Below are 16,799 nucleotides of genomic sequence, written 5' to 3'. Positions count from 1 at the left end.
TACAGCCTTCATGAGAAGGGCTGTACTTCTTTTTGTTGAATGAATTGGAGCATCGTTTCCGTCGTTTGAATCGATGCAAATTCTTCATTCAGACTCGCGAGCGACACGTCATGGATGACCTCTGCAGAGATCCATGTCCCGCTGATTGATTGACGGTCGAACGTTGCCGTCGCATCCGACACAACGATTGGATTAAATCCTAGGTTGCCCGCCATTCGAGCTGTCGTTTCAACACAATGGTTCGTGATCAATCCGGTGATGACAATCTGTGTCGCACCAAGTGCTTCGAGTCGCTCTTGTAAATCCGTTCCGATGAAGGCACTGTTCACCTGTTTTGTCAGGATGACATCTTGTTCACGAGGTTGAATGAAGTCTTGGAACAAATGACCGTCTTTTTTGAAATAGAAGAGTGAAGTCGGTACTTGTGTGACATGTTGGACATAGAAGATCGGTTGGTCCTGTTCTTCCCATGTCTCGATCAACCTTGCGATATTCTCTTCACATTGTAGATTGTTGCGGTTTCCCCAGCTTGGATCATGAAAGGCTTGTTGGACATCGATGATGAGTAATGGAACGACTGGTGTTGGCATAGATATTCCCCCTTGAATTAGATACTTCAAGTGTATGCAACGGAGGAATACAGATACATAGAGGTTTGACGGAAGTTTCAGCGAATGACTTAAGAAAGAACGGATTATGTACCGTTTCACTTTATTTTTGAAAGGTGAATGACAAATGGATGAAATAGACCGCCATATTCTTGAATTGATGCAACAACAAGCCCGAATCTCGATGACCGAATTAGGACGACAGATTGGATTATCCACGCCCGCTACGACCGAACGGGTAAAGCGACTTGAAGAACGCGGAGTCATTACAGGCTATCGGGCCGTCATCAATCCCGAAAAGATAGACAAACACGTGACTGCCTTCATTCTTTACGACACACATCGGTGCGAGGCGTTTCGTGAATTTTGTCGTCAACAGCCGTCCGTGATTGAATGTCATCGTTTAGCCGGACAATATAGCTACCTTGTCAAAGTCGTGACGGAAAACGTGCGCACGTTAGAGTCGTTCATCGACGAATCAATGGAGTATGGTCGTCCCTCGTCCCTGATTAATCTATCTTCACCCGTATCATTCAGACCAATCACATAATATGACCGGGTTCTTTTTTTGTCGTAGTGCTTCTGCGTAAATTTTATAAACTAGCTGGAGACGAACGATGGAAGGGTGAAAAAGGCATTGGGAATTTATTATACATACCAGCATGAAGCAGCGTGGCACCAGGCTTTAAAGAGGGGATATCTTGAAGCGAGCGGGGAACACGCATTGTTTATGGATCCTGACTATGATGATTTTAAAATATATTATGACTGGATGGTCGAGCAATACGAGAAGCGTACCGACATTTTGATGAATGGGAACTATCCCATTTGGTGTTGGGACGAGTTTCCCGATTTAGGCAGGGATGGACATATTGATCAAGGTGCGAAAGGAATTGTCTTGACGGTTGAGATTCCAGATGAAGCAGTATTAGCATCAGAGTTTCAATACTGGCATATCGTCTTGAATAATGGATATATTTTCGAAAGTTATGATGAGGAGAACGCTGATTATGACGATTCTCACTTTTCAAAAGAAGAAATCCGAAAATCATGGGAGCGCATTTTTGATCGTGCGTGGTGTGAGTCGACCGTAGCGAATCAACCTTCAGTCGGTTTGACATATCAGCATGTCACTCATCGTGTCGATCTCACTCAAGTTCGAGCTGTCATGCCTTTTATCGGTCGAGGCGACAGGTTATTAGACCGAGTGAGAGGGATGGGATGGCGCATCGGATTCAAACTCGGACTCATTCGATCTAAACCGTTTGAATGGAAGTATGATAATACGAAACGCAGCTAACTTAAGTCAGCTGCGTTTTGTGTTCGAATCTAATTGTTGTTCGATGTGGTCGAGACGTTCAATCAATACTTGTAACTGCTTCGAGCGTTCACGTTCCATAAAGAGTTGCTCGTCTGCCCGTTTCTCAGAACGTACGACGACATTACGAATCCACAACATACCGATGATCAGTACGGCGATTGGCAAAATCGTGAAGATGAGTCCGAATAATGAAACCATGATGATGTTCATATAGACATGCCTCCTTTTCTACGTCTTCATTATACTTCCAAATACATCCAGATTGAAAGACTGTCACTGGCATTGTATTCTATATTCTCGTTATACTGAGCACAGAGACTTGAAAGGAGTCGATTGAATGGCAATCTATTATACATATCAACATGCAGGTGCGTGGGAAGCCGCTAAGAAGAATGGCTTTTTATTCGGTGACCCGAACTACGGCATGCTTAAAGATGAGGAAGATGCCAATCATCGATCTGCCTACGATTGGCTGGCTGACCAATATGGGCAACGCACGAAACGATTACTGAATGGGAATGATCCCGTCTGGCTTAGTGATACCCCACCAAATGTCGCGCGTGGTGGTTTTTTTAGAGGTTGGGGAACCGGGTGTCGTATTGACCGTTGAGCTACCTGATGAGGCCGTTTTAGAACTGGAAGCAGGGTATTGGGTGTTCGCCTTAAATCGATGGTTCCTCTCTTTTGAAGACCGTGAGGCAGAGAGCGAGGAAGAGCTTCGTGCATCGTGGGAGAAGATGTTCGACCGCGAATGGTGTGAAGCGATCGTTGAGGAATATCCCGAAACGAATACGAAGTATTACTATATCGTCGACCAGATTCATCTTCACCAAGTGCTTGAGGTCCAATCGTTCATTGAACAAGGTGTGTCATGATCAAGCCGACTCGACTTGGAACGGACGAAGCAGGTTACGTCATTAACCAAACATCCATCCATCACGTGCAACCTGAGTTTGAAGTGGTGCTCTTTAAAGCAATCGAATTGGTGAAAGAAGCATTCGATGAACAGCTACATAGCATATACCTTTATGGAAGCATCGGTCGCGGGACGGCTGTTGCTGGTGAATCGGATCTCGATTTGACGATACTCGTGCATGAGGATGTCGATGCGACGGCATTGGTGGAACAGACGGAGCAATTACTAACGGAACATCCGGAAGTCATCAAAATCGACTACGATATCGGTCGTCTGGATGTGGCACTGGATTCAGCGAACCGTTTTGAATGGGGCTTTTGGCTAAGACATCTCTGTACGTGTGTTTACGGGGAAGATGTTTCGACTCAATTCCCACTCATGAAGCCGGACAATCGTGTGAGTGAGGCGTTGAACCAGGATTTAGTTTCCACCATTGAAACAGCTAAGTCCAAATTACTTCGTGGACAGATGTCTCATCTGGAGAAGCGCTCCATCGTGAAGCGTGTCATTCGAGGTTGGTATTTGACCATCAACGTGAAGGACAAGAGTTTTGCGACGACTGTAGACGAATGCTTGAAAATTTTGAGACTTTACTATCCAGGTGATCAAAGGATAGAAAAAGGTGAGAAGCTATTGATGCAGAACGAGATTGCCAATCAACAGCTTGTTGATTACTTGAATGATGTGGATTGGACTTAACGATGTCGCTCCTCGATTGGGATATATCTGTTTGGTCGTCTTCGCTTTACGTCCGTCTCAAAGTAGAGTTGGGGCGTGTATAGAGCGCTCATTACGTAAAGAACGATAACAGACTCGACTAAAATCGGCCATTGAATGAAATCGAATAAAAATGGAAACCATATAGAGTGTGAAACGAGACATAGTGCCCAAGTCATCCCATTCTCTGTCCGAATAAATCGGTACAGGATGCGCATCAATACGATATACGGGAAGTAGAGATAATAGAACATATTTTTCAATTGATGTCGTCCTTTCTAGAACAGATCCAATCATCTAACTCAGTATAATCGAGGAGAGACGGACGACAAAGGAGAATTTACAATGAAATCAATTGCCATCATCGGAGCTGGTGTCAGCGGGCTATATGCCGCAAGTGAGCTTCATCAAAAAGGATATGACGTCACAGTCTTTGAGGCACGTGACCGAGTTGGTGGACGCATCTTCACGAAGGATGGCTATGACCTAGGACCGACATGGTATTGGCCGGATACGGAGAAGACCATCTCGGAACTCGTGGATACACTCGGACTCGAGTCTTTCCTTCAACATACGACAGGACAAATGGTGCTCGAACGCCAGACGACGACTGCCCCGGAACGACATGTGTTGCCGGAGGAAAGCATCGTCCGATCGAAACGTGTAGTCGGCGGGATGACGAGTTTAGTGGAAGCATTATACGCAAAGTTACCCGAGGACATCGTACGGATTGGGCATCGCCTCACATCCATCGACCGACAGGCAGACCGAGTCCAATTGACGTTCCAAAATGGGGCGGTGCATCACACGGATGAAGTGATTCTCGCACTTCCTCCACGCCTTGTCGCCAAGTTGACAATCGAACCTAAATTATCAGAATCGACACGGAATGCGCTCAAAACGACTCCGACGTGGATGGCGTCCCAAGCGAAGACACTCATCGTATACGAGACACCGTTCTGGCGAGAAGAGGGTCTGTCTGGCTTTGGGATGAGTTGGGTCGGTCCGCTCCAAGAGATTCATGACGCCTCGCAGATTGATGGTCAAGGCGCGCTATTCGGATTCTTCCGTCTGTCACCGGATGAACGTAAAGCGTTGGGAGAAGGACAAGTGAAGACACGTGTCATTGAGCAACTGGAGAAGTTATACGGTCCGAAAGCGAATGACTTCTTGCGATTTCACTATATGGACTGGTCGACAGAATCAGAGACAGCAACTTCTGACGACCTCATGCCGCTCACGGCATTCCCGGCTTACGGTCCAATCGAACTCGGTGACCATCTCCATTTGATCGGTTCGGAGATGGATGCACAGTTCGGTGGACATATCGAAGGGGCATTACGGTCGGCAGAGCGGATTGTAAAACAATTCAACATAGAAGATTAATCAAGTCTGTCACCGTGTGTGACAGGCTTGTTTCATATATCGAAACTTTTTTGGGTATCTTTGAAGTAACAATACATTCTGCTTATGATAAGCGACATGAGGTGATTCAACATGGAAGCATACATGGTGACCACACTGCAAAAAGGACTACATTTGATTGATTTGATTCGGGTGAATGAATCGATGACATTGACCGAGCTGATGCGAGCATCCGGCTATAACAAGACGACGACGTTCCGTCTCCTGTATACGCTCGAGCAGTTGAACTATGTGGAGAAGACGGAAGACGGCTATCGCCTTGGTGACAAGCTCGAATCGGTCGAAGCACCGATTGATACGGTGACGAACTGGTATACCGTGCCACCGCTCCAACAGTTGAGTGAAGAAACAGGTGAAACGGTATATGTCGCCATCTTGCATGGCACAAACGTCGTCAATACACAGGTCGTGGACGGAACGCATTCGATTCGAAGTCACACGGAAGTCGGAGAACGTTCGCCGGCGCATCAAAGCGCGCTCGGAAAAGCGATTCTCGCTTTCTTGGACGAGTCGTCGTTACAGCGTGTCATGACGGAACTCGAACTCGTTCAAAAGACGGCGCACACGTTCGTCGATCGTCAGTTGTTGACCTATCATCTTCGTGCCATTCATGAACAAGGGTACGCAGTCGATGATGAAGAAGCCGAAATCGGACTACGTTGTATCGCGGTCCCGATTATGCGTGACGGTCATGTCATTGCGTCACTCGCCATCTCAGGTCCAAGTTCACGGTTGACGAAAAAGCGTGACCGTCAGCTCAGTAAAGTCCTTCAGCAGTATAGTCAAGCCATCACCTCCTTCATTCAATAATTCAGGAGGAATTCATTATGACGAAACAGATGTACCGCGCCTTGTTCGCGTTGGCCATCAGTGCCTTCGCCATCGGGACGACCGAGTTTGTCATCGTCGGTCTGCTCGAGACGGTCGCGGATGATTTAGCCATCTCGTTGACGACGGCTGGAAGTCTCGTCTCCGGTTACGCACTCGCGTTGGCCATCGGGACACCGATTTTAGCGGTCGTCTTCAGCGGGATGAACAAAAAACGCTTGCTTGTTTGGTTAATGGTCGTGTTCACGATTGGGAATGCCCTTGGGGTCATCGCACCAACCTATGAATGGTTGATGGTGTCTCGTGTCGTGACTGCTGTCGCACACGGATTATTCTTCGCCATGGCGACGATTGTGGCGACACGAATCGTTCCACCCACGAAGCAAGGGACTGCCGTCTCCATCATGTTCACAGGTCTCACGGTCGCAACGATTTTAGGCGTTCCGCTCGGGACTTGGGTCGGTCAGTCATTCGGTTGGCGCACCACGTTCGGTGTCGTCGCTGCGCTCGGTGTGATTGGGTTGCTTGCGATTCTCACATCCGTGCAACAAGACAAACAGCAGACCGAAGAAAAGACAACCCTTCGTGATATTGGAGCGCTCGTGAAGAATCCTCATATATTAGGAGCACTCACGATGACAATCCTCGGGTTCGGGGCGACGTTCGTCCTGTTCACGTATATGGCACCGATCTTATCGGGTGTAAGTGGATATGCGAGCTCGAGCATCACGTGGATTCTATTACTATACGGCGTGTTTGTCGCTATCGGGAATATCATCGGAGGACGAATCGCAGACAAGGAGCGGCTCAAAGGCTTACGTTTCGTCTTTCTTGCTCAAGCAGTCATTTTAGCGCTGCAATACGTCCTATTACCGGAGAAATTCTTGGCGCTTGTCGCCATTTCACTTCTCGGACTCGTAGCGTTCATGATGTCAGCCGGTGTACAGACACACATCGTGCAGCTCGCGGAACGATACGTCCCGTCGGCGAAAGGAATGGCATCGGCATTAAACATTTCGGCATTCAATATTGGGATCGCACTCGGTTCGACGCTCGGTAGTGTCGTCCTCGCCGTCTCAGACGTATTGAATACCGCCTTTGTCGGAGCAGGGATGGCGTTACTCGCGTCACTTATTGCGATGGTCAGTTACAACAAACAAAAGGAGAGATTATGATGAATACAACACAACTTCAAGCACAAGAGGAACAATTGACACTTTCGACGTTCGGTCATGAAGAGGCCCTTCAACTCGGTCAGACAATCATCGACTTGGCGAAAGAGGACGGGGTGAACGTCGCCGTTCATATTGAAAAGAACCGTATCCCGGTCTTCACGCATTTGATGGAAGGAACGACAGAAGAGAATTACATGTGGTTGTTCCGGAAGAAACGGGTGACGGACCACTATCAACGTAGCTCGCACTTCATCGCGAAACGTTTTGAGGAGTCGGGTCTTTCACACGATACAAATTCACTGTTACCAGCGAACGACTATCAGGCCATCGGAGGAACGCTACCGATCCGCGTGAACGGTGCCGGGATGATTGGTACGGTGACAGTCGCAGGCTTAACACCAGAGCTCGATCATGAGTATGCGGTTAGAGGACTTGAGCGATATAAAAATAAGATGAACTAAAAGAAAGGGATTTCCGATGTGGAAATCCCTTTCTTCATTTGAACTTTTGAATCATCAACGCGAGCGAGCGGTTGATCATCTTCATCTCGTCATCCTCGAGGACGGAGAACATCTCTTCAGCGAGGCGCTCTTCAATCGCATCGATTTGTTTCGAGTACGCCAGGCCGTTCGAACCGAGCCGGATGAAACTTTCCCGAAGGTTCTCAGGATTTTTTTCGCGAACGACGAAGTCGCGTTGCTCGAGCACTTTAATCACCTGACTGACGGCACTTTTGGAGATGGACATCTTCGTCGCAATCTCTGTCGTCGTCCACGTCTCTTGGCGCTTGAAGAGAAGCAACATCTGTTCTTGTTGATAACTCAACTCGAACTCGTTCAATTCCGTAAAATATTTCGTGAACAGCAAGTCCAGCTCATCGATTTGGCGGTACATCGTGAGGACTTGTTGTTTTCGTGTTTCATTCAACGTGTCATTCATCCTTTCTTTACGGTGTCCGTCGGAACGTTTCGCTCCGTAGATACAAGAGAACACCACACACTAGTCCGATTATACCAAACGCCAATAAGAGCGTTTGAATCGGGACGGACAAGGCGACAAGAACCGATAAGATGGCGAACGCAATCGGTTCAAGGCCCGAGGCGGCGAGTGACATGATACTCATGACGCGTCCAATTTTGTCAGAGTCGCTTTGTTCCTGCATGATGGTGACGGTCGGCAAGTACACGAGCATGATCATAAATCCGCTCATGGAAGCCGCGACGGCAAGCAGTGGAATCGATTGAACCTGCGTGTAGAGGAAGAATGCACCGAGCGTCAGGAATAGTGCTCGGAAGACGAAACGTCCACGATGAACGGACCGCAATAATAGAATCAGGAAACTTGCGACGAACGTTCCAACGGCGAGTCCGCCTTCGATGATACTTAAATCAAAAGCCATCCCTCCGACCGCACCGACGAGAATCGGGATACTCATAATGAGCGGTCCCATGACGAACAAGTTCACGATGGCGATCGCGAACGTTCCACTTCGTAAAACAGGCGTCTTCGATACGTAACGAATGCCTTCTTTCAAATCAACGAGCACATCTTTTGGGGAGAGCGGAGCGACCTCGGGAATGTGATCTTGAATCAGCCGAGGCATGATCAAAATCGCAGAGAGGAAGATCAAGGCAGCCGCTGTTCCGAAACTGAGACCAAAACTTCCCCACGTGAGTAGGATCCCTGCAAGGAAAGGACCGATGACGAACATCAACTCGAGCGACCCTTGGAAGAGGGAGTTCGCGCGTTGCAACTGTTGACCTGATACGATTGAAGGCATGAGTGATGATAGTGCGGGGTAAGACATGCCGTCTAAAAGACCAAACAATATGGAGATGACCAAGAGTGCTGCCACCGAATAGGCGTCAGCAAAATGAAGCGAGACGACAAGTAACATCAACACGCCTTGCCCGATATTCGTTAAACATAACAAGCGACTCTTTTGGAACCGGTCGGCGAACACACCGCCGAACACCATCATGATCACGCGAGGTAACGAAACCGCGGTCAAAATGATTCCGAGTAGCGTCGGTTGTTTCAACACATCAATGGTTAACCACGAGACGCTCAAGAAGAAAATTGAAAACCCGAGCGTGAGCGTCATCCCGGATAACCAGGTAAACACAAATCGGGAATTGCTTAATAAACTCATGTTGATAACCTCTTACTTTCATTCTTTAACATATAGTTAAGTTAACTAAACTATAAGCCGAGACAATCGTATCGTCAAGAAACATGACTTTGGTACGAAAATGTAAAATAACGGAACTTTTCTCATGCTCATCCCGTATAGTGAAATAAGAGGTGAATGAGATGAACAAGCAAGAACGACTACATACAATCAAACGATCAAATCGAAAGCGACTCCTGCAACGCTTACTCTTAGCACTTCCGGCAGGTCTTGCGGTTTATTTCCTCATGCGAACGGACGGGAACATTTGGATTGGGTTCGCAATCATCGGTGGGGTGTTACTTGCGACGCGTTACTTCTTTTCGAATGAAGCAGAGGCGATCAGTCAATTGTCGGAGCAAGAACAGGTGAAACGTGTCGTGACACTGCAGTATCATCTGGACTTCCTCTTTATCGCATTGCTCGGACTGGTGAATCCGTTGGCCATTCGAATCATAGAGTGGTCTTGGATTCCTGCGGTCCTCATCGGTGGGGCATTGCTTTATATCTTATGGGCTCAAGAGAAGCTCGATCAACAAATCCGCTGGCTCGACCCGGAACAACCGACACGTCGAGAGATTCGACGATTCTGAAAGGATGAATGAGATGAATAAACAAGAACGGATCAATACGATTTATCGTTATCAGCAGCGTTGGCTTTTGTTGCGCTCAATTCTTGCAATACTGACAGGTGGACTTGTCGTACTCGTGCTTCAATCTAATGGAGAACCGATGTACACTATCCCGTTGGCGCTCGTACTAACAATTATGCTTTACGTCATCGGACGAGAACGTCGCTTCGTCAGGAAGTTAACGAATGTTGAACAAGCCAAACGGATCATCGATTGGCAGTATGTATCGGAAATGGGGCTACTCGTCTTATTAGCCATCCTCTTTCCATTCATCGTTCTAATCGGTTGGCCGGGATGGTCGCTATTCGTCGTCTTCTTAAGTGGAGTCATCTTATTGCATTTCTTACAGAAGATGCTCGACAGACAGATTTCCGAGTATGACGCGGAACAACCGATGCGTCGCGAAATCAAACTCGACTTCGTAAAAGACTGAGGTGACACCATGGACAAAGCTGAACGACTTCAACAAATCGAGCAGTTTGAGAAGCGCTTCACCCGTCTGAATATCATCGTAAGTGCAGTCATGTTAGCCGTATCGATTTATTTTCTGTCGACATGGAGTTCGTATAGCATTCTCCTACCAGGTGTCGCACTTCTTTATGCGACATGGCTTGAATGGAACAAGATGAAATTACAGCAATCCTTCAACGAATCGACACGCTACCATCATCTATTGCGTATCGATTTTACTGTCATGTTAATCAGTCTGATGTGGTTCGTGAATTTGATTGTCATGCATTTCAACGGAATCGATCTCTTACCTTGGATGAGTTGGACGCTCCTCGTCGGCGGACCGTGTCTCATATTGATTCCATGTTGGATTGACCGAAAGCAGTCCGCGCTTGATGAGCACCACGTCACATCGGGCGAATGGACCCGGACAAACCGAGAACGTTTGAAACATACGTTAGATGATTTTTCAAGGAAAGGTCGTAAAGAGTCATGACAAAACAAGAACGAATTCAATATATCGGGGCATATCGGAAAATGTATCAAAATACGAGCATATGGCTTACAGCAGCATTAGTTATCTGTAACAGTTTTGTGCTCGGTTTTGACACATGGTGGATATGGGGAATCGGGTCGACGCTAGCAGCGACTGGACTCATGTATCTCACACGTCAAGAAAGTAAACAGTTGCAAACCTTGACGTCCGGAAAAGCCGAGTTACTCACGAGACGCTTGTACCGCCTCTATTCTTACTGGATTGGAGTGGTCATAGGAATGGTCCTTCTCAGTCGCCTTGAGGTTTTGTCAATCGGTCTAGGCTTCATCGTCCTGGGCATCATTGGTCTAGGGATTGTCCTGCTAGCATGGACCCACTATCAGACCGTCCGGCAATTACGACAAGCCGACCCGGACCAACCGACACGGGATGAGGTGACGAAGCACTATCGATCTTACGAAGGGAGTACATATGCTGACGAAAGAAAAGCGAATTGAACAGTTGCTCAAACAGGATGACAGTCATTGGCGTTGGCGGTGGGGCGTCGCCATCGCGACCGTCGTGATGACATTCCTCATCGCTGCGCAGTACAGACTGTACGCTCCGCTCATCGTCTTCATCAGTTTTTTTCCGTATCTCTGTCTCGAGTGGCGGAAGACAAAACTGCTTCTTACCTTTAACGAGGATGCCCGTTATCAACGTCTGGTGTATACAGACTTTGGAATCCAATGGCTCTGCTTCGTCTCGACCATCTGCCTACTAGCCGCCTATTATGCTGATTCGTTGTCGCCCGTCGTTGCCATTGCCGTGTTATTCGGGATCGGTGGGCTGTCGATTTTGGCACCATACATTATCAATCAAAAGCTTCACAAGTTCGATGTGCATCACGTACTTGGGAAAGAATTGCGTGAAGCACGCGATCAGCGTTTCCATGAGTCCAAAACGAACACCTGAAAGGGTTCGTTTTTTTATTTGAGGACATCGGTCCTTTTCTTCTTGGGTGCCAAGGCGTAAGCTGACAATGTATAGAGAACTAGTAGAAGAATCGAGGAAGACATTCATGTTAGCTATTTTGATTGGATTGACGATTGGGATTTTGCTACCGATGCAGACGAGTGTGAACTCACGTTTGCGCCAAGTGGTTGGCTCCCCGTTCGTCGCATCGTTTTTATCGTTTACCGTCGGGACCATCTTTTTATCTCTGTTACTCCTCTTGACCGGACAGTCATTCGGGTTTGATAGCTCGGTGATTCAGGAAGGTCCAGGGTGGATGTGGATCGGTGGACTGTTAGGTGTTTTGTTCTTAACGGGAAATATCTTGCTGTTCCCGAGACTCGGGAGTGTCCAGACGGTCATCATGCCGATCTTTGGTCAGATTTTAATGGGGTTGTTGATTGACCATTTTGGTTGGTTCAACTCCGTTGAGCATCCGATCACGGCGTTACGCTTGTTCGGGGTCGTGCTCGTCTTACTTGGCGTCATCGGAACGGTCGCCTTATCCGACTGGCTCAACCGCCGAAGAGGCAAGTTGGTCGTCTCGATGGAAACGGACACGGGGAATCTGAACCTTTGGCGACTGTTTGGAATTTTTACAGGAATGATGAGTGCCACGCAAACGGCCATCAACGGCTATTTGGGAACGGTGCTCGAATCGGCACTGAAAGGAGCATTGGTCTCATTCGTTGTCGGGACGATGGCGCTCTTGCTCATCTTGCTCGTCTCACGTCAACTCGTTCCACTCGGTCAACTGAAAGGTCAACCGTGGTGGATCTGGCTCGGTGGGATCATCGGGGCGCTCTTCATCGGAGGAAACGTCCTGATCGTTCCAATCGTCGGGACGGGGATTGCTGTCATCATCGTCATTGTCGGACTGTTATGTGGAAGTTTACTGATTGACCGTTTCGGTTGGTTCGGAGCGAAGAAGAACCCGGTCACCGGTGTGCAAATCATCAGTCTGATTGTCATGGTGATCGGAATTGTATTGATTCGTCTATCTTAAGGGGGGAGAACGATGCGAGGAGTGTTATTTGCAATCAGCGGAGGCTTCTTTCTGACGTTACAAAGTGTTGCGAATGCGCGAATCAGTTCACAGATTGGGACGTGGCAAGCGGCGACGTTGACACAGTTCACGGGATTCATCGTCGCGCTCCTCGTCATGTTGGCGTTGCGCGACCGCACGTATATCGAGATGCGTCACGTGAACCCGCTCTATTTATCTGGCGGAGCGTTCGCGGCGATCATCTTGTTCAGTAATATGACAGCCGTCCACGAGCTCGGAGTCACGCTCACGATTTCCTTGTTCCTCATCGCGCAGTTGGCGCTCGCGCTCGTCATCGACTGGCGTGGATGGTTCGGGATGGTGCGTCGGAACTTGAACGGGATGCAGTTGTTCGGGGTGTTCATGATGATTGCGGGGGTCATTTTATTAAAATGGTAGGGGGAAACGTATATGGTTGAGGCGTATGTGAAGCAATTTGAATTAGACGTTTTGCCCGTTGCTGCGCAACAAGAATTGAAGCTTGTCCGATACGAGCCGGGAGACGTCATTTGTACGCAAGGCGATGAAGCGGAGCATCTCCGTTTCTTAGTGAAAGGGAAGGTTCGCGTCTCTCATACTTCCGCTACCGGTAAGCGACTCGTCCTTTCTTTCAAATATCCACTCGATTTGATTGGGGACATCGAATATATTCAACGGACCCCTTATTTGAATACGGTTGAAGCTGTCACAGAAGTTGAGATGCTCGTCATCCGATTCGAGGATTTAGTACGTCACGCGCACGAAGAAGTCGCCTGGTTACATTATTTATTGGAAGAAATCACGCGAAAGTTCGAACGGAAGTCGCAGTCCCTCAGCTTCAACTTGTTCTATCCTGTCGAAGTACGTTTGGCGAGTTATTTATTGTCGATGACGCCAGATGACCAAACGCTAGGTTCGACGGTCGATCAATTGACGGATATCGCTGATTTGATTGGGACGAGTTATCGTCATGTGAACCGGACGCTTCGGCGTTTCGTCGAGGCAGGATTGATTGAACGAAATCGGCGGATGATTACCATCATCGACCGGGAAGGGTTGTTGGAGATTGTCGGGGAGAGTATTTATGAATAGGAGGGGAGAACCATGGCGATTGGGATGATGCTTGCTGTCATCGGCGGAATGCTCGTCTGTGTACAAAATACGTTTAACGCCAATGTTAAAAAGCGTGTTGGTGCGTGGGCGACGACGACACTCGTCCTTGGACTCGGATTTTTAGCAGCGCTACTGATTGGTCTATTCCAAGAAGGGAGTGCCTTGTTCCGAGTAGAGGAGATGGAGACATGGTACTGGTTCAGCGGAATCCTTGGCGTCGGGGTCGTCATGAGTGTAACGCAAGGTGTCGAGCGGCTCGGACCCAGTTATGCTATTTCAATCGTCATGGTGTCTCAAATCTTGTTCGCGCTCCTCTGGGATACGTTAGGATGGTTCGGTTTGACGGCCGTCCCGTTCACATGGAAGACAGCCGTCGGGATTGTGTTGATTGTTGGTGGAGTGCTCGTGTTTCAGTTGAGTGGGAAGACACCCATCACATCAGCGAAAGTTTCGAAAGCCGGATAACGAAAAGCATCTGATCCACATCAGGTGCTTTTTCCTTTTTAATGGAAAATCCTCGAAAGTTTGTTTTTAGATTGTTAAGATGAACATACAGAGAGAATTGGATGATTTTTACTGTTGGAGGTGTGTGATGTGTTACGAGAAGAACGAATGGAGTATTTGTACGACAAATCGTGGAATAAAAAAGGTCCGCTCTTTGTGATGATAGTCGGTGTAGTGACAGCACTTTGGTTATGGTTCAATGACTCAAGAATGAACCTGTCCTTGTTCATCATTTGTGCGGCAGTGTTCATGCCACTTCTGGTTGCGACGTGGCACAAACTTAAGTTATTTTTACAATTCAATGACTCGACTATATACCGAAGATTCATCTATTTGAAAGGCACCGTACAGTTCGTTCTCTTGATTGGTGTCATGTCGATGTTGGCGCTCTACTCACTGAAGTACATTACGCTAGACACGATGAGCCTTGGTGGAGCTGTTCTCATTGCGGGTTGCCTACTTCTTGAGTCATGGGTGGATTGGAAGGTTCTGAAGATTGATGACGAACATGTCGTCGAGAGTTTATTGGGACTGATGAATCGGGAGAAGCGTAAGGAATGAAACGAATCGAGAATAGATTTCGTACCTAAAAATAACGAGAACACTCGAGGGGGATTCGATGGTAGACCATGAAGTTAGATTAGAACGAATGTTGAAAAATGATGAGAAACGAAAGAGACAAATGGTGATTCCGTTAATCGGCGTCATGTTGCTCTTCTTTTTATATTTTTGGAAGACGGATATTCTCTTATTGTTACCGATGCTTCTCGTTGGACAAGTTCCGCTCTTGTATCATGCATGGCATCGCAAAAAGTTACTCCTTTTATTTAACGAGGACACGCGATACCAACAACTTGTGCGGTTCGAGTTTTTATTGAATTTTGCTCAGCCGCTTCTGCTTCTCATCCTGATTGCTTGTATAGAGCTTGAATGGATTACATTACTCACGTTCATCATCGCAGCGTTTATCGGAATCATCAGCTTGTTGACGTTAAGCGTTCGCTTAGACCGCAAGCTAAAAGAAATCGACCCGTTACATGTGACGGGTGTCGAGCTCGGCCATGTCCAATTTGAGCGGAAGAAACAAAAAAGGAGGAAGGTGAATGGATAAACAAGAGCGTCTCCCCAAAATGGTCGAACAGGACCTTGACGCCCGAGGGATCAGCGCGATATTCGGGATCATCGGTCTGTTTCTCTTACTGGTTGTTTCGGTCATAAAAGGGATCACGGTGACGACGGTTGCCTTCTCTTTTCTCGTGACCCAACTGCCGATGCTCTATCAAGCATGGCGACGGATGAAACTGTTACGCACATTCAACGAAGACGAGGAATATCAACGCCTCGTGCGCCGAGAATTTCTTATCATTGTCGCCATGTTTGGGTCACTTGGTATATTTACTTTCCTCACGTGGTTCGTATTCGGTTCGATGCAGGAGTTACTCGGTGTCGCATTGATTGGCGTCATTCCACTTCTCATCTTGTACATCCCGATGGACCGTAAATTACGGGAAGCGGATCCGGAGCATGTGACCAATCGGGAGTTACGACAAGCACATGGTAAACAGAAACTCAGCCCCTGACAGAGCGTCAGAGGCTGAGTTTTTTTCATGAGAACATGGAGATGAGAAAACCGCAGACGACCATGCCGATTGTATAGAATGTGAACCGGTGTCGTTCCCAAAACGAGTCATTCATCGTGTCACTGCCACATCATCGAGTGGTGTGTCGACCATCCGAACGAACGCTTCATCCGGGTCGGTCGTTCCAGATTCTTTGAGCCAGTCCTGGAAGTTCCCTTCATACAAAATACGTCCGCCGTGTAGGAAGATGACGTGGGCATCAAGTTGAGCCAAGTCATGCAACTGATGCGTCGAGATGAGGCACGTCTTGCCTTCCTCGACGAGTCGCTGCAGGCGACGCATAATTTGAATACGTGATGCCGGGTCGACCCCGCTCGTCGGTTCGTCAAATAAATAGAGGGAACGCTTGATGGAAGACAAAAGTGTCACGAAGAGCCATTTCTTCTCCCCGACCGACATCTTTCCGAGTTTCATCGTCCATAGATGTTCGAACAGTTCTTGTTCTCGGGACGTCGAGAGATTATTCACATAAGACTCGAGTTTCTTAAAGTCGGGGCGCTTTGATAGGCGTCCGATGAAATAGGCGAAGTCTTTCCCTGTCAACTCATGATGGTTATACATGAGTTGTGTCAAATAGAGCATGTCCGTCGTCGGGACGAGGTCGAGTGACGCTTTGTCAACGGGAAGGGTACCCGTCATACAATCAAACAGTGTCGTCTTCCCGGCACCGTTTTGTCCGAGTAACACGTTCAGTTTATTTGGTTGCAGGGTGAACGAGATGCCGTCGAGCACGGGACGTGTCGCTTTCGGATAGCGATAAGTGAGTTGGTTTACGTGCATAAGAACC

At 47.8% G+C, this 16,799-nt stretch carries 25 protein-coding genes and 1 pseudogene; 21 read left to right on the top strand and 5 right to left on the bottom strand.

Annotated features, from left to right (window positions below; translation table 11 throughout):
* Positions 1–8 precede the first annotated feature (8 nt).
* Complete coding sequence (locus PQI28_RS11395; protein WP_337874756.1) at positions 9–590, bottom strand: cysteine hydrolase family protein; 582 nt, start codon at positions 588–590, stop codon at positions 9–11.
* Between the two features lie 145 nt (positions 591–735).
* Between PQI28_RS11395 and PQI28_RS11390 the strand changes: the two genes are divergently transcribed.
* Together PQI28_RS11390 and PQI28_RS11385 are read left to right on the top strand one after the other, a co-directional pair.
* The gene (locus PQI28_RS11390) at positions 736–1,158 is read left to right on the top strand and encodes an Lrp/AsnC family transcriptional regulator (RefSeq protein ID WP_337874755.1); all 423 of its coding nucleotides are present in this window, start codon (positions 736–738) and stop codon (positions 1,156–1,158) included.
* A gap of 87 nt (positions 1,159–1,245) precedes the next feature.
* The gene (locus PQI28_RS11385) at positions 1,246–1,908 is read left to right on the top strand and encodes a DUF3841 domain-containing protein (protein ID WP_339963360.1); all 663 of its coding nucleotides are present in this window, start codon (positions 1,246–1,248) and stop codon (positions 1,906–1,908) included.
* A gap of 6 nt (positions 1,909–1,914) precedes the next feature.
* On the opposite strand, the gene PQI28_RS11380 is transcribed toward PQI28_RS11385, so the two are convergent.
* Positions 1,915–2,139 carry a hypothetical protein gene (locus tag PQI28_RS11380; RefSeq protein WP_339963359.1) on the bottom strand — a complete coding sequence of 75 codons (225 nt, stop codon included), beginning with the start codon at positions 2,137–2,139 and terminating at the stop codon, positions 1,915–1,917.
* Between the two features lie 127 nt (positions 2,140–2,266).
* On the opposite strand from PQI28_RS11380, the gene PQI28_RS11375 reads away from it, so the two are divergent.
* The 7 genes and pseudogenes from PQI28_RS11375 to PQI28_RS11345 all read left to right on the top strand — a co-directional run bounded on the left by PQI28_RS11375 (position 2,267) and on the right by PQI28_RS11345 (position 7,451).
* Complete coding sequence (locus PQI28_RS11375) at positions 2,267–2,539, top strand: DUF3841 domain-containing protein (protein ID WP_339963358.1); 273 nt, start codon at positions 2,267–2,269, stop codon at positions 2,537–2,539.
* Positions 2,493–2,804: a hypothetical protein gene (locus PQI28_RS11370; protein ID WP_339963357.1), complete on the top strand. Its 312-nt coding sequence runs from the start codon at positions 2,493–2,495 to the stop codon at positions 2,802–2,804. The genes PQI28_RS11375 and PQI28_RS11370 overlap by 47 nt, the downstream gene beginning before the upstream one ends.
* Positions 2,801–3,544 (top strand): nucleotidyltransferase domain-containing protein, encoded by a 744-nt coding sequence (locus PQI28_RS11365; protein WP_339963356.1) that lies wholly within the window; start codon positions 2,801–2,803, stop codon positions 3,542–3,544. The genes PQI28_RS11370 and PQI28_RS11365 overlap by 4 nt, the downstream gene beginning before the upstream one ends.
* 342 nt (positions 3,545–3,886) lie before the next feature.
* Positions 3,887–4,948: pseudogene (locus PQI28_RS11360) on the top strand (flavin monoamine oxidase family protein); the annotation flags it as partial.
* Positions 4,949–5,059: 111 nt separating this feature from the next.
* Positions 5,060–5,797, top strand: coding sequence for an IclR family transcriptional regulator (locus PQI28_RS11355; RefSeq protein ID WP_339963355.1), 738 nt, complete (start codon positions 5,060–5,062; stop codon positions 5,795–5,797).
* Positions 5,798–5,814: 17 nt separating this feature from the next.
* On the top strand, positions 5,815–6,990 hold the full coding sequence (locus PQI28_RS11350) for an MFS transporter (RefSeq protein WP_339963354.1): 1,176 nt from the start codon (positions 5,815–5,817) through the stop codon (positions 6,988–6,990).
* Positions 6,990–7,451 (top strand): heme-binding protein, encoded by a 462-nt coding sequence (locus tag PQI28_RS11345; protein WP_339963353.1) that lies wholly within the window; start codon positions 6,990–6,992, stop codon positions 7,449–7,451. Before PQI28_RS11350 ends, PQI28_RS11345 begins: the two co-directional genes overlap by 1 nt.
* 34 nt (positions 7,452–7,485) lie before the next feature.
* Here PQI28_RS11345 and PQI28_RS11340 read toward each other — a convergent pair whose 3' ends face one another.
* Positions 7,486–7,917, bottom strand: coding sequence for a MarR family winged helix-turn-helix transcriptional regulator (locus PQI28_RS11340; protein ID WP_337874747.1), 432 nt, complete (start codon positions 7,915–7,917; stop codon positions 7,486–7,488).
* Between the two features lie 19 nt (positions 7,918–7,936).
* Positions 7,937–9,142 carry an MFS transporter gene (locus tag PQI28_RS11335; RefSeq protein ID WP_337874746.1) on the bottom strand — a complete coding sequence of 402 codons (1,206 nt, stop codon included), beginning with the start codon at positions 9,140–9,142 and terminating at the stop codon, positions 7,937–7,939.
* A 161-nt stretch (positions 9,143–9,303) separates the two neighbouring features.
* Here PQI28_RS11335 and PQI28_RS11330 point away from each other — a divergent pair, with 161 nt between their 5' ends.
* From PQI28_RS11330 to PQI28_RS11275, 12 genes are all read left to right on the top strand, one after another.
* Entirely contained in the window at positions 9,304–9,753 is a 450-nt protein-coding gene (locus tag PQI28_RS11330) for a hypothetical protein (protein ID WP_274664985.1), read from the top strand.
* A 13-nt stretch (positions 9,754–9,766) separates the two neighbouring features.
* The gene (locus tag PQI28_RS11325; RefSeq protein WP_274664984.1) at positions 9,767–10,225 is read left to right on the top strand and encodes a hypothetical protein; all 459 of its coding nucleotides are present in this window, start codon (positions 9,767–9,769) and stop codon (positions 10,223–10,225) included.
* A gap of 9 nt (positions 10,226–10,234) precedes the next feature.
* Positions 10,235–10,738, top strand: a complete 504-nt coding sequence (locus PQI28_RS11320; protein ID WP_339963351.1) for a hypothetical protein — start codon at positions 10,235–10,237, stop codon at positions 10,736–10,738.
* Positions 10,735–11,235, top strand: a complete 501-nt coding sequence (locus tag PQI28_RS11315) for a hypothetical protein (protein WP_339963350.1) — start codon at positions 10,735–10,737, stop codon at positions 11,233–11,235. The genes PQI28_RS11320 and PQI28_RS11315 overlap by 4 nt, the downstream gene beginning before the upstream one ends.
* Positions 11,210–11,692 (top strand): hypothetical protein, encoded by a 483-nt coding sequence (locus tag PQI28_RS11310; protein ID WP_214696982.1) that lies wholly within the window; start codon positions 11,210–11,212, stop codon positions 11,690–11,692. The genes PQI28_RS11315 and PQI28_RS11310 overlap by 26 nt, the downstream gene beginning before the upstream one ends.
* 106 nt (positions 11,693–11,798) lie before the next feature.
* Positions 11,799–12,737 (top strand): DMT family transporter, encoded by a 939-nt coding sequence (locus PQI28_RS11305; RefSeq protein WP_339963349.1) that lies wholly within the window; start codon positions 11,799–11,801, stop codon positions 12,735–12,737.
* A 12-nt stretch (positions 12,738–12,749) separates the two neighbouring features.
* The gene (locus PQI28_RS11300; protein WP_214786096.1) at positions 12,750–13,175 is read left to right on the top strand and encodes a DMT family transporter; all 426 of its coding nucleotides are present in this window, start codon (positions 12,750–12,752) and stop codon (positions 13,173–13,175) included.
* A 12-nt stretch (positions 13,176–13,187) separates the two neighbouring features.
* Positions 13,188–13,847, top strand: coding sequence for a Crp/Fnr family transcriptional regulator (locus tag PQI28_RS11295; protein ID WP_339963348.1), 660 nt, complete (start codon positions 13,188–13,190; stop codon positions 13,845–13,847).
* Between the two features lie 12 nt (positions 13,848–13,859).
* Complete coding sequence (locus PQI28_RS11290) at positions 13,860–14,333, top strand: DMT family transporter (RefSeq protein ID WP_339963347.1); 474 nt, start codon at positions 13,860–13,862, stop codon at positions 14,331–14,333.
* 129 nt (positions 14,334–14,462) lie between these two features.
* Positions 14,463–14,933 carry a hypothetical protein gene (locus tag PQI28_RS11285; RefSeq protein WP_339963346.1) on the top strand — a complete coding sequence of 157 codons (471 nt, stop codon included), beginning with the start codon at positions 14,463–14,465 and terminating at the stop codon, positions 14,931–14,933.
* 58 nt (positions 14,934–14,991) lie between these two features.
* Positions 14,992–15,483: a hypothetical protein gene (locus tag PQI28_RS11280; RefSeq protein WP_339963345.1), complete on the top strand. Its 492-nt coding sequence runs from the start codon at positions 14,992–14,994 to the stop codon at positions 15,481–15,483.
* The gene (locus tag PQI28_RS11275; protein WP_339963344.1) at positions 15,476–15,952 is read left to right on the top strand and encodes a hypothetical protein; all 477 of its coding nucleotides are present in this window, start codon (positions 15,476–15,478) and stop codon (positions 15,950–15,952) included. Before PQI28_RS11280 ends, PQI28_RS11275 begins: the two co-directional genes overlap by 8 nt.
* Positions 15,953–16,063: 111 nt before the next feature.
* On the opposite strand, the gene PQI28_RS11270 is transcribed toward PQI28_RS11275, so the two are convergent.
* On the bottom strand, positions 16,064–16,792 hold the full coding sequence (locus PQI28_RS11270) for an ABC transporter ATP-binding protein (protein WP_339963343.1): 729 nt from the start codon (positions 16,790–16,792) through the stop codon (positions 16,064–16,066).
* Positions 16,793–16,799: the final 7 nt, after the last annotated feature.

The sequence above is a fragment of the Exiguobacterium sp. USCH10 genome, assembly GCF_037619445.1.
In the GTDB taxonomy this organism is placed as follows: Bacteria; Bacillota; Bacilli; order Exiguobacteriales; family Exiguobacteriaceae; genus Exiguobacterium; species Exiguobacterium aestuarii_A.
The sequence above is the reverse complement of the archived record's forward strand: the minus strand, read 5'-3'. Positions and strand labels throughout refer to the sequence as shown.

Coding starts and splice junctions, on each gene's coding strand:
- PQI28_RS11395 (WP_337874756.1), bottom strand. CDS start 590: ATGCCAACACCAGTCGTTCCATTACTCATCATCGATGTCCAACAAGCC.
- PQI28_RS11390 (WP_337874755.1), top strand. CDS start 736: ATGGATGAAATAGACCGCCATATTCTTGAATTGATGCAACAACAAGCC.
- PQI28_RS11380 (WP_339963359.1), bottom strand. CDS start 2,139: ATGAACATCATCATGGTTTCATTATTCGGACTCATCTTCACGATTTTG.
- PQI28_RS11375 (WP_339963358.1), top strand. CDS start 2,267: ATGGCAATCTATTATACATATCAACATGCAGGTGCGTGGGAAGCCGCT.
- PQI28_RS11365 (WP_339963356.1), top strand. CDS start 2,801: ATGATCAAGCCGACTCGACTTGGAACGGACGAAGCAGGTTACGTCATT.
- PQI28_RS11355 (WP_339963355.1), top strand. CDS start 5,060: ATGGAAGCATACATGGTGACCACACTGCAAAAAGGACTACATTTGATT.
- PQI28_RS11350 (WP_339963354.1), top strand. CDS start 5,815: ATGACGAAACAGATGTACCGCGCCTTGTTCGCGTTGGCCATCAGTGCC.
- PQI28_RS11345 (WP_339963353.1), top strand. CDS start 6,990: ATGAATACAACACAACTTCAAGCACAAGAGGAACAATTGACACTTTCG.
- PQI28_RS11335 (WP_337874746.1), bottom strand. CDS start 9,142: ATGAGTTTATTAAGCAATTCCCGATTTGTGTTTACCTGGTTATCCGGG.
- PQI28_RS11330 (WP_274664985.1), top strand. CDS start 9,304: ATGAACAAGCAAGAACGACTACATACAATCAAACGATCAAATCGAAAG.
- PQI28_RS11325 (WP_274664984.1), top strand. CDS start 9,767: ATGAATAAACAAGAACGGATCAATACGATTTATCGTTATCAGCAGCGT.
- PQI28_RS11320 (WP_339963351.1), top strand. CDS start 10,235: ATGGACAAAGCTGAACGACTTCAACAAATCGAGCAGTTTGAGAAGCGC.
- PQI28_RS11315 (WP_339963350.1), top strand. CDS start 10,735: ATGACAAAACAAGAACGAATTCAATATATCGGGGCATATCGGAAAATG.
- PQI28_RS11310 (WP_214696982.1), top strand. CDS start 11,210: ATGCTGACGAAAGAAAAGCGAATTGAACAGTTGCTCAAACAGGATGAC.
- PQI28_RS11305 (WP_339963349.1), top strand. CDS start 11,799: ATGTTAGCTATTTTGATTGGATTGACGATTGGGATTTTGCTACCGATG.
- PQI28_RS11300 (WP_214786096.1), top strand. CDS start 12,750: ATGCGAGGAGTGTTATTTGCAATCAGCGGAGGCTTCTTTCTGACGTTA.
- PQI28_RS11295 (WP_339963348.1), top strand. CDS start 13,188: ATGGTTGAGGCGTATGTGAAGCAATTTGAATTAGACGTTTTGCCCGTT.
- PQI28_RS11290 (WP_339963347.1), top strand. CDS start 13,860: ATGGCGATTGGGATGATGCTTGCTGTCATCGGCGGAATGCTCGTCTGT.
- PQI28_RS11280 (WP_339963345.1), top strand. CDS start 14,992: ATGGTAGACCATGAAGTTAGATTAGAACGAATGTTGAAAAATGATGAG.
- PQI28_RS11275 (WP_339963344.1), top strand. CDS start 15,476: ATGGATAAACAAGAGCGTCTCCCCAAAATGGTCGAACAGGACCTTGAC.
- PQI28_RS11270 (WP_339963343.1), bottom strand. CDS start 16,792: ATGCACGTAAACCAACTCACTTATCGCTATCCGAAAGCGACACGTCCC.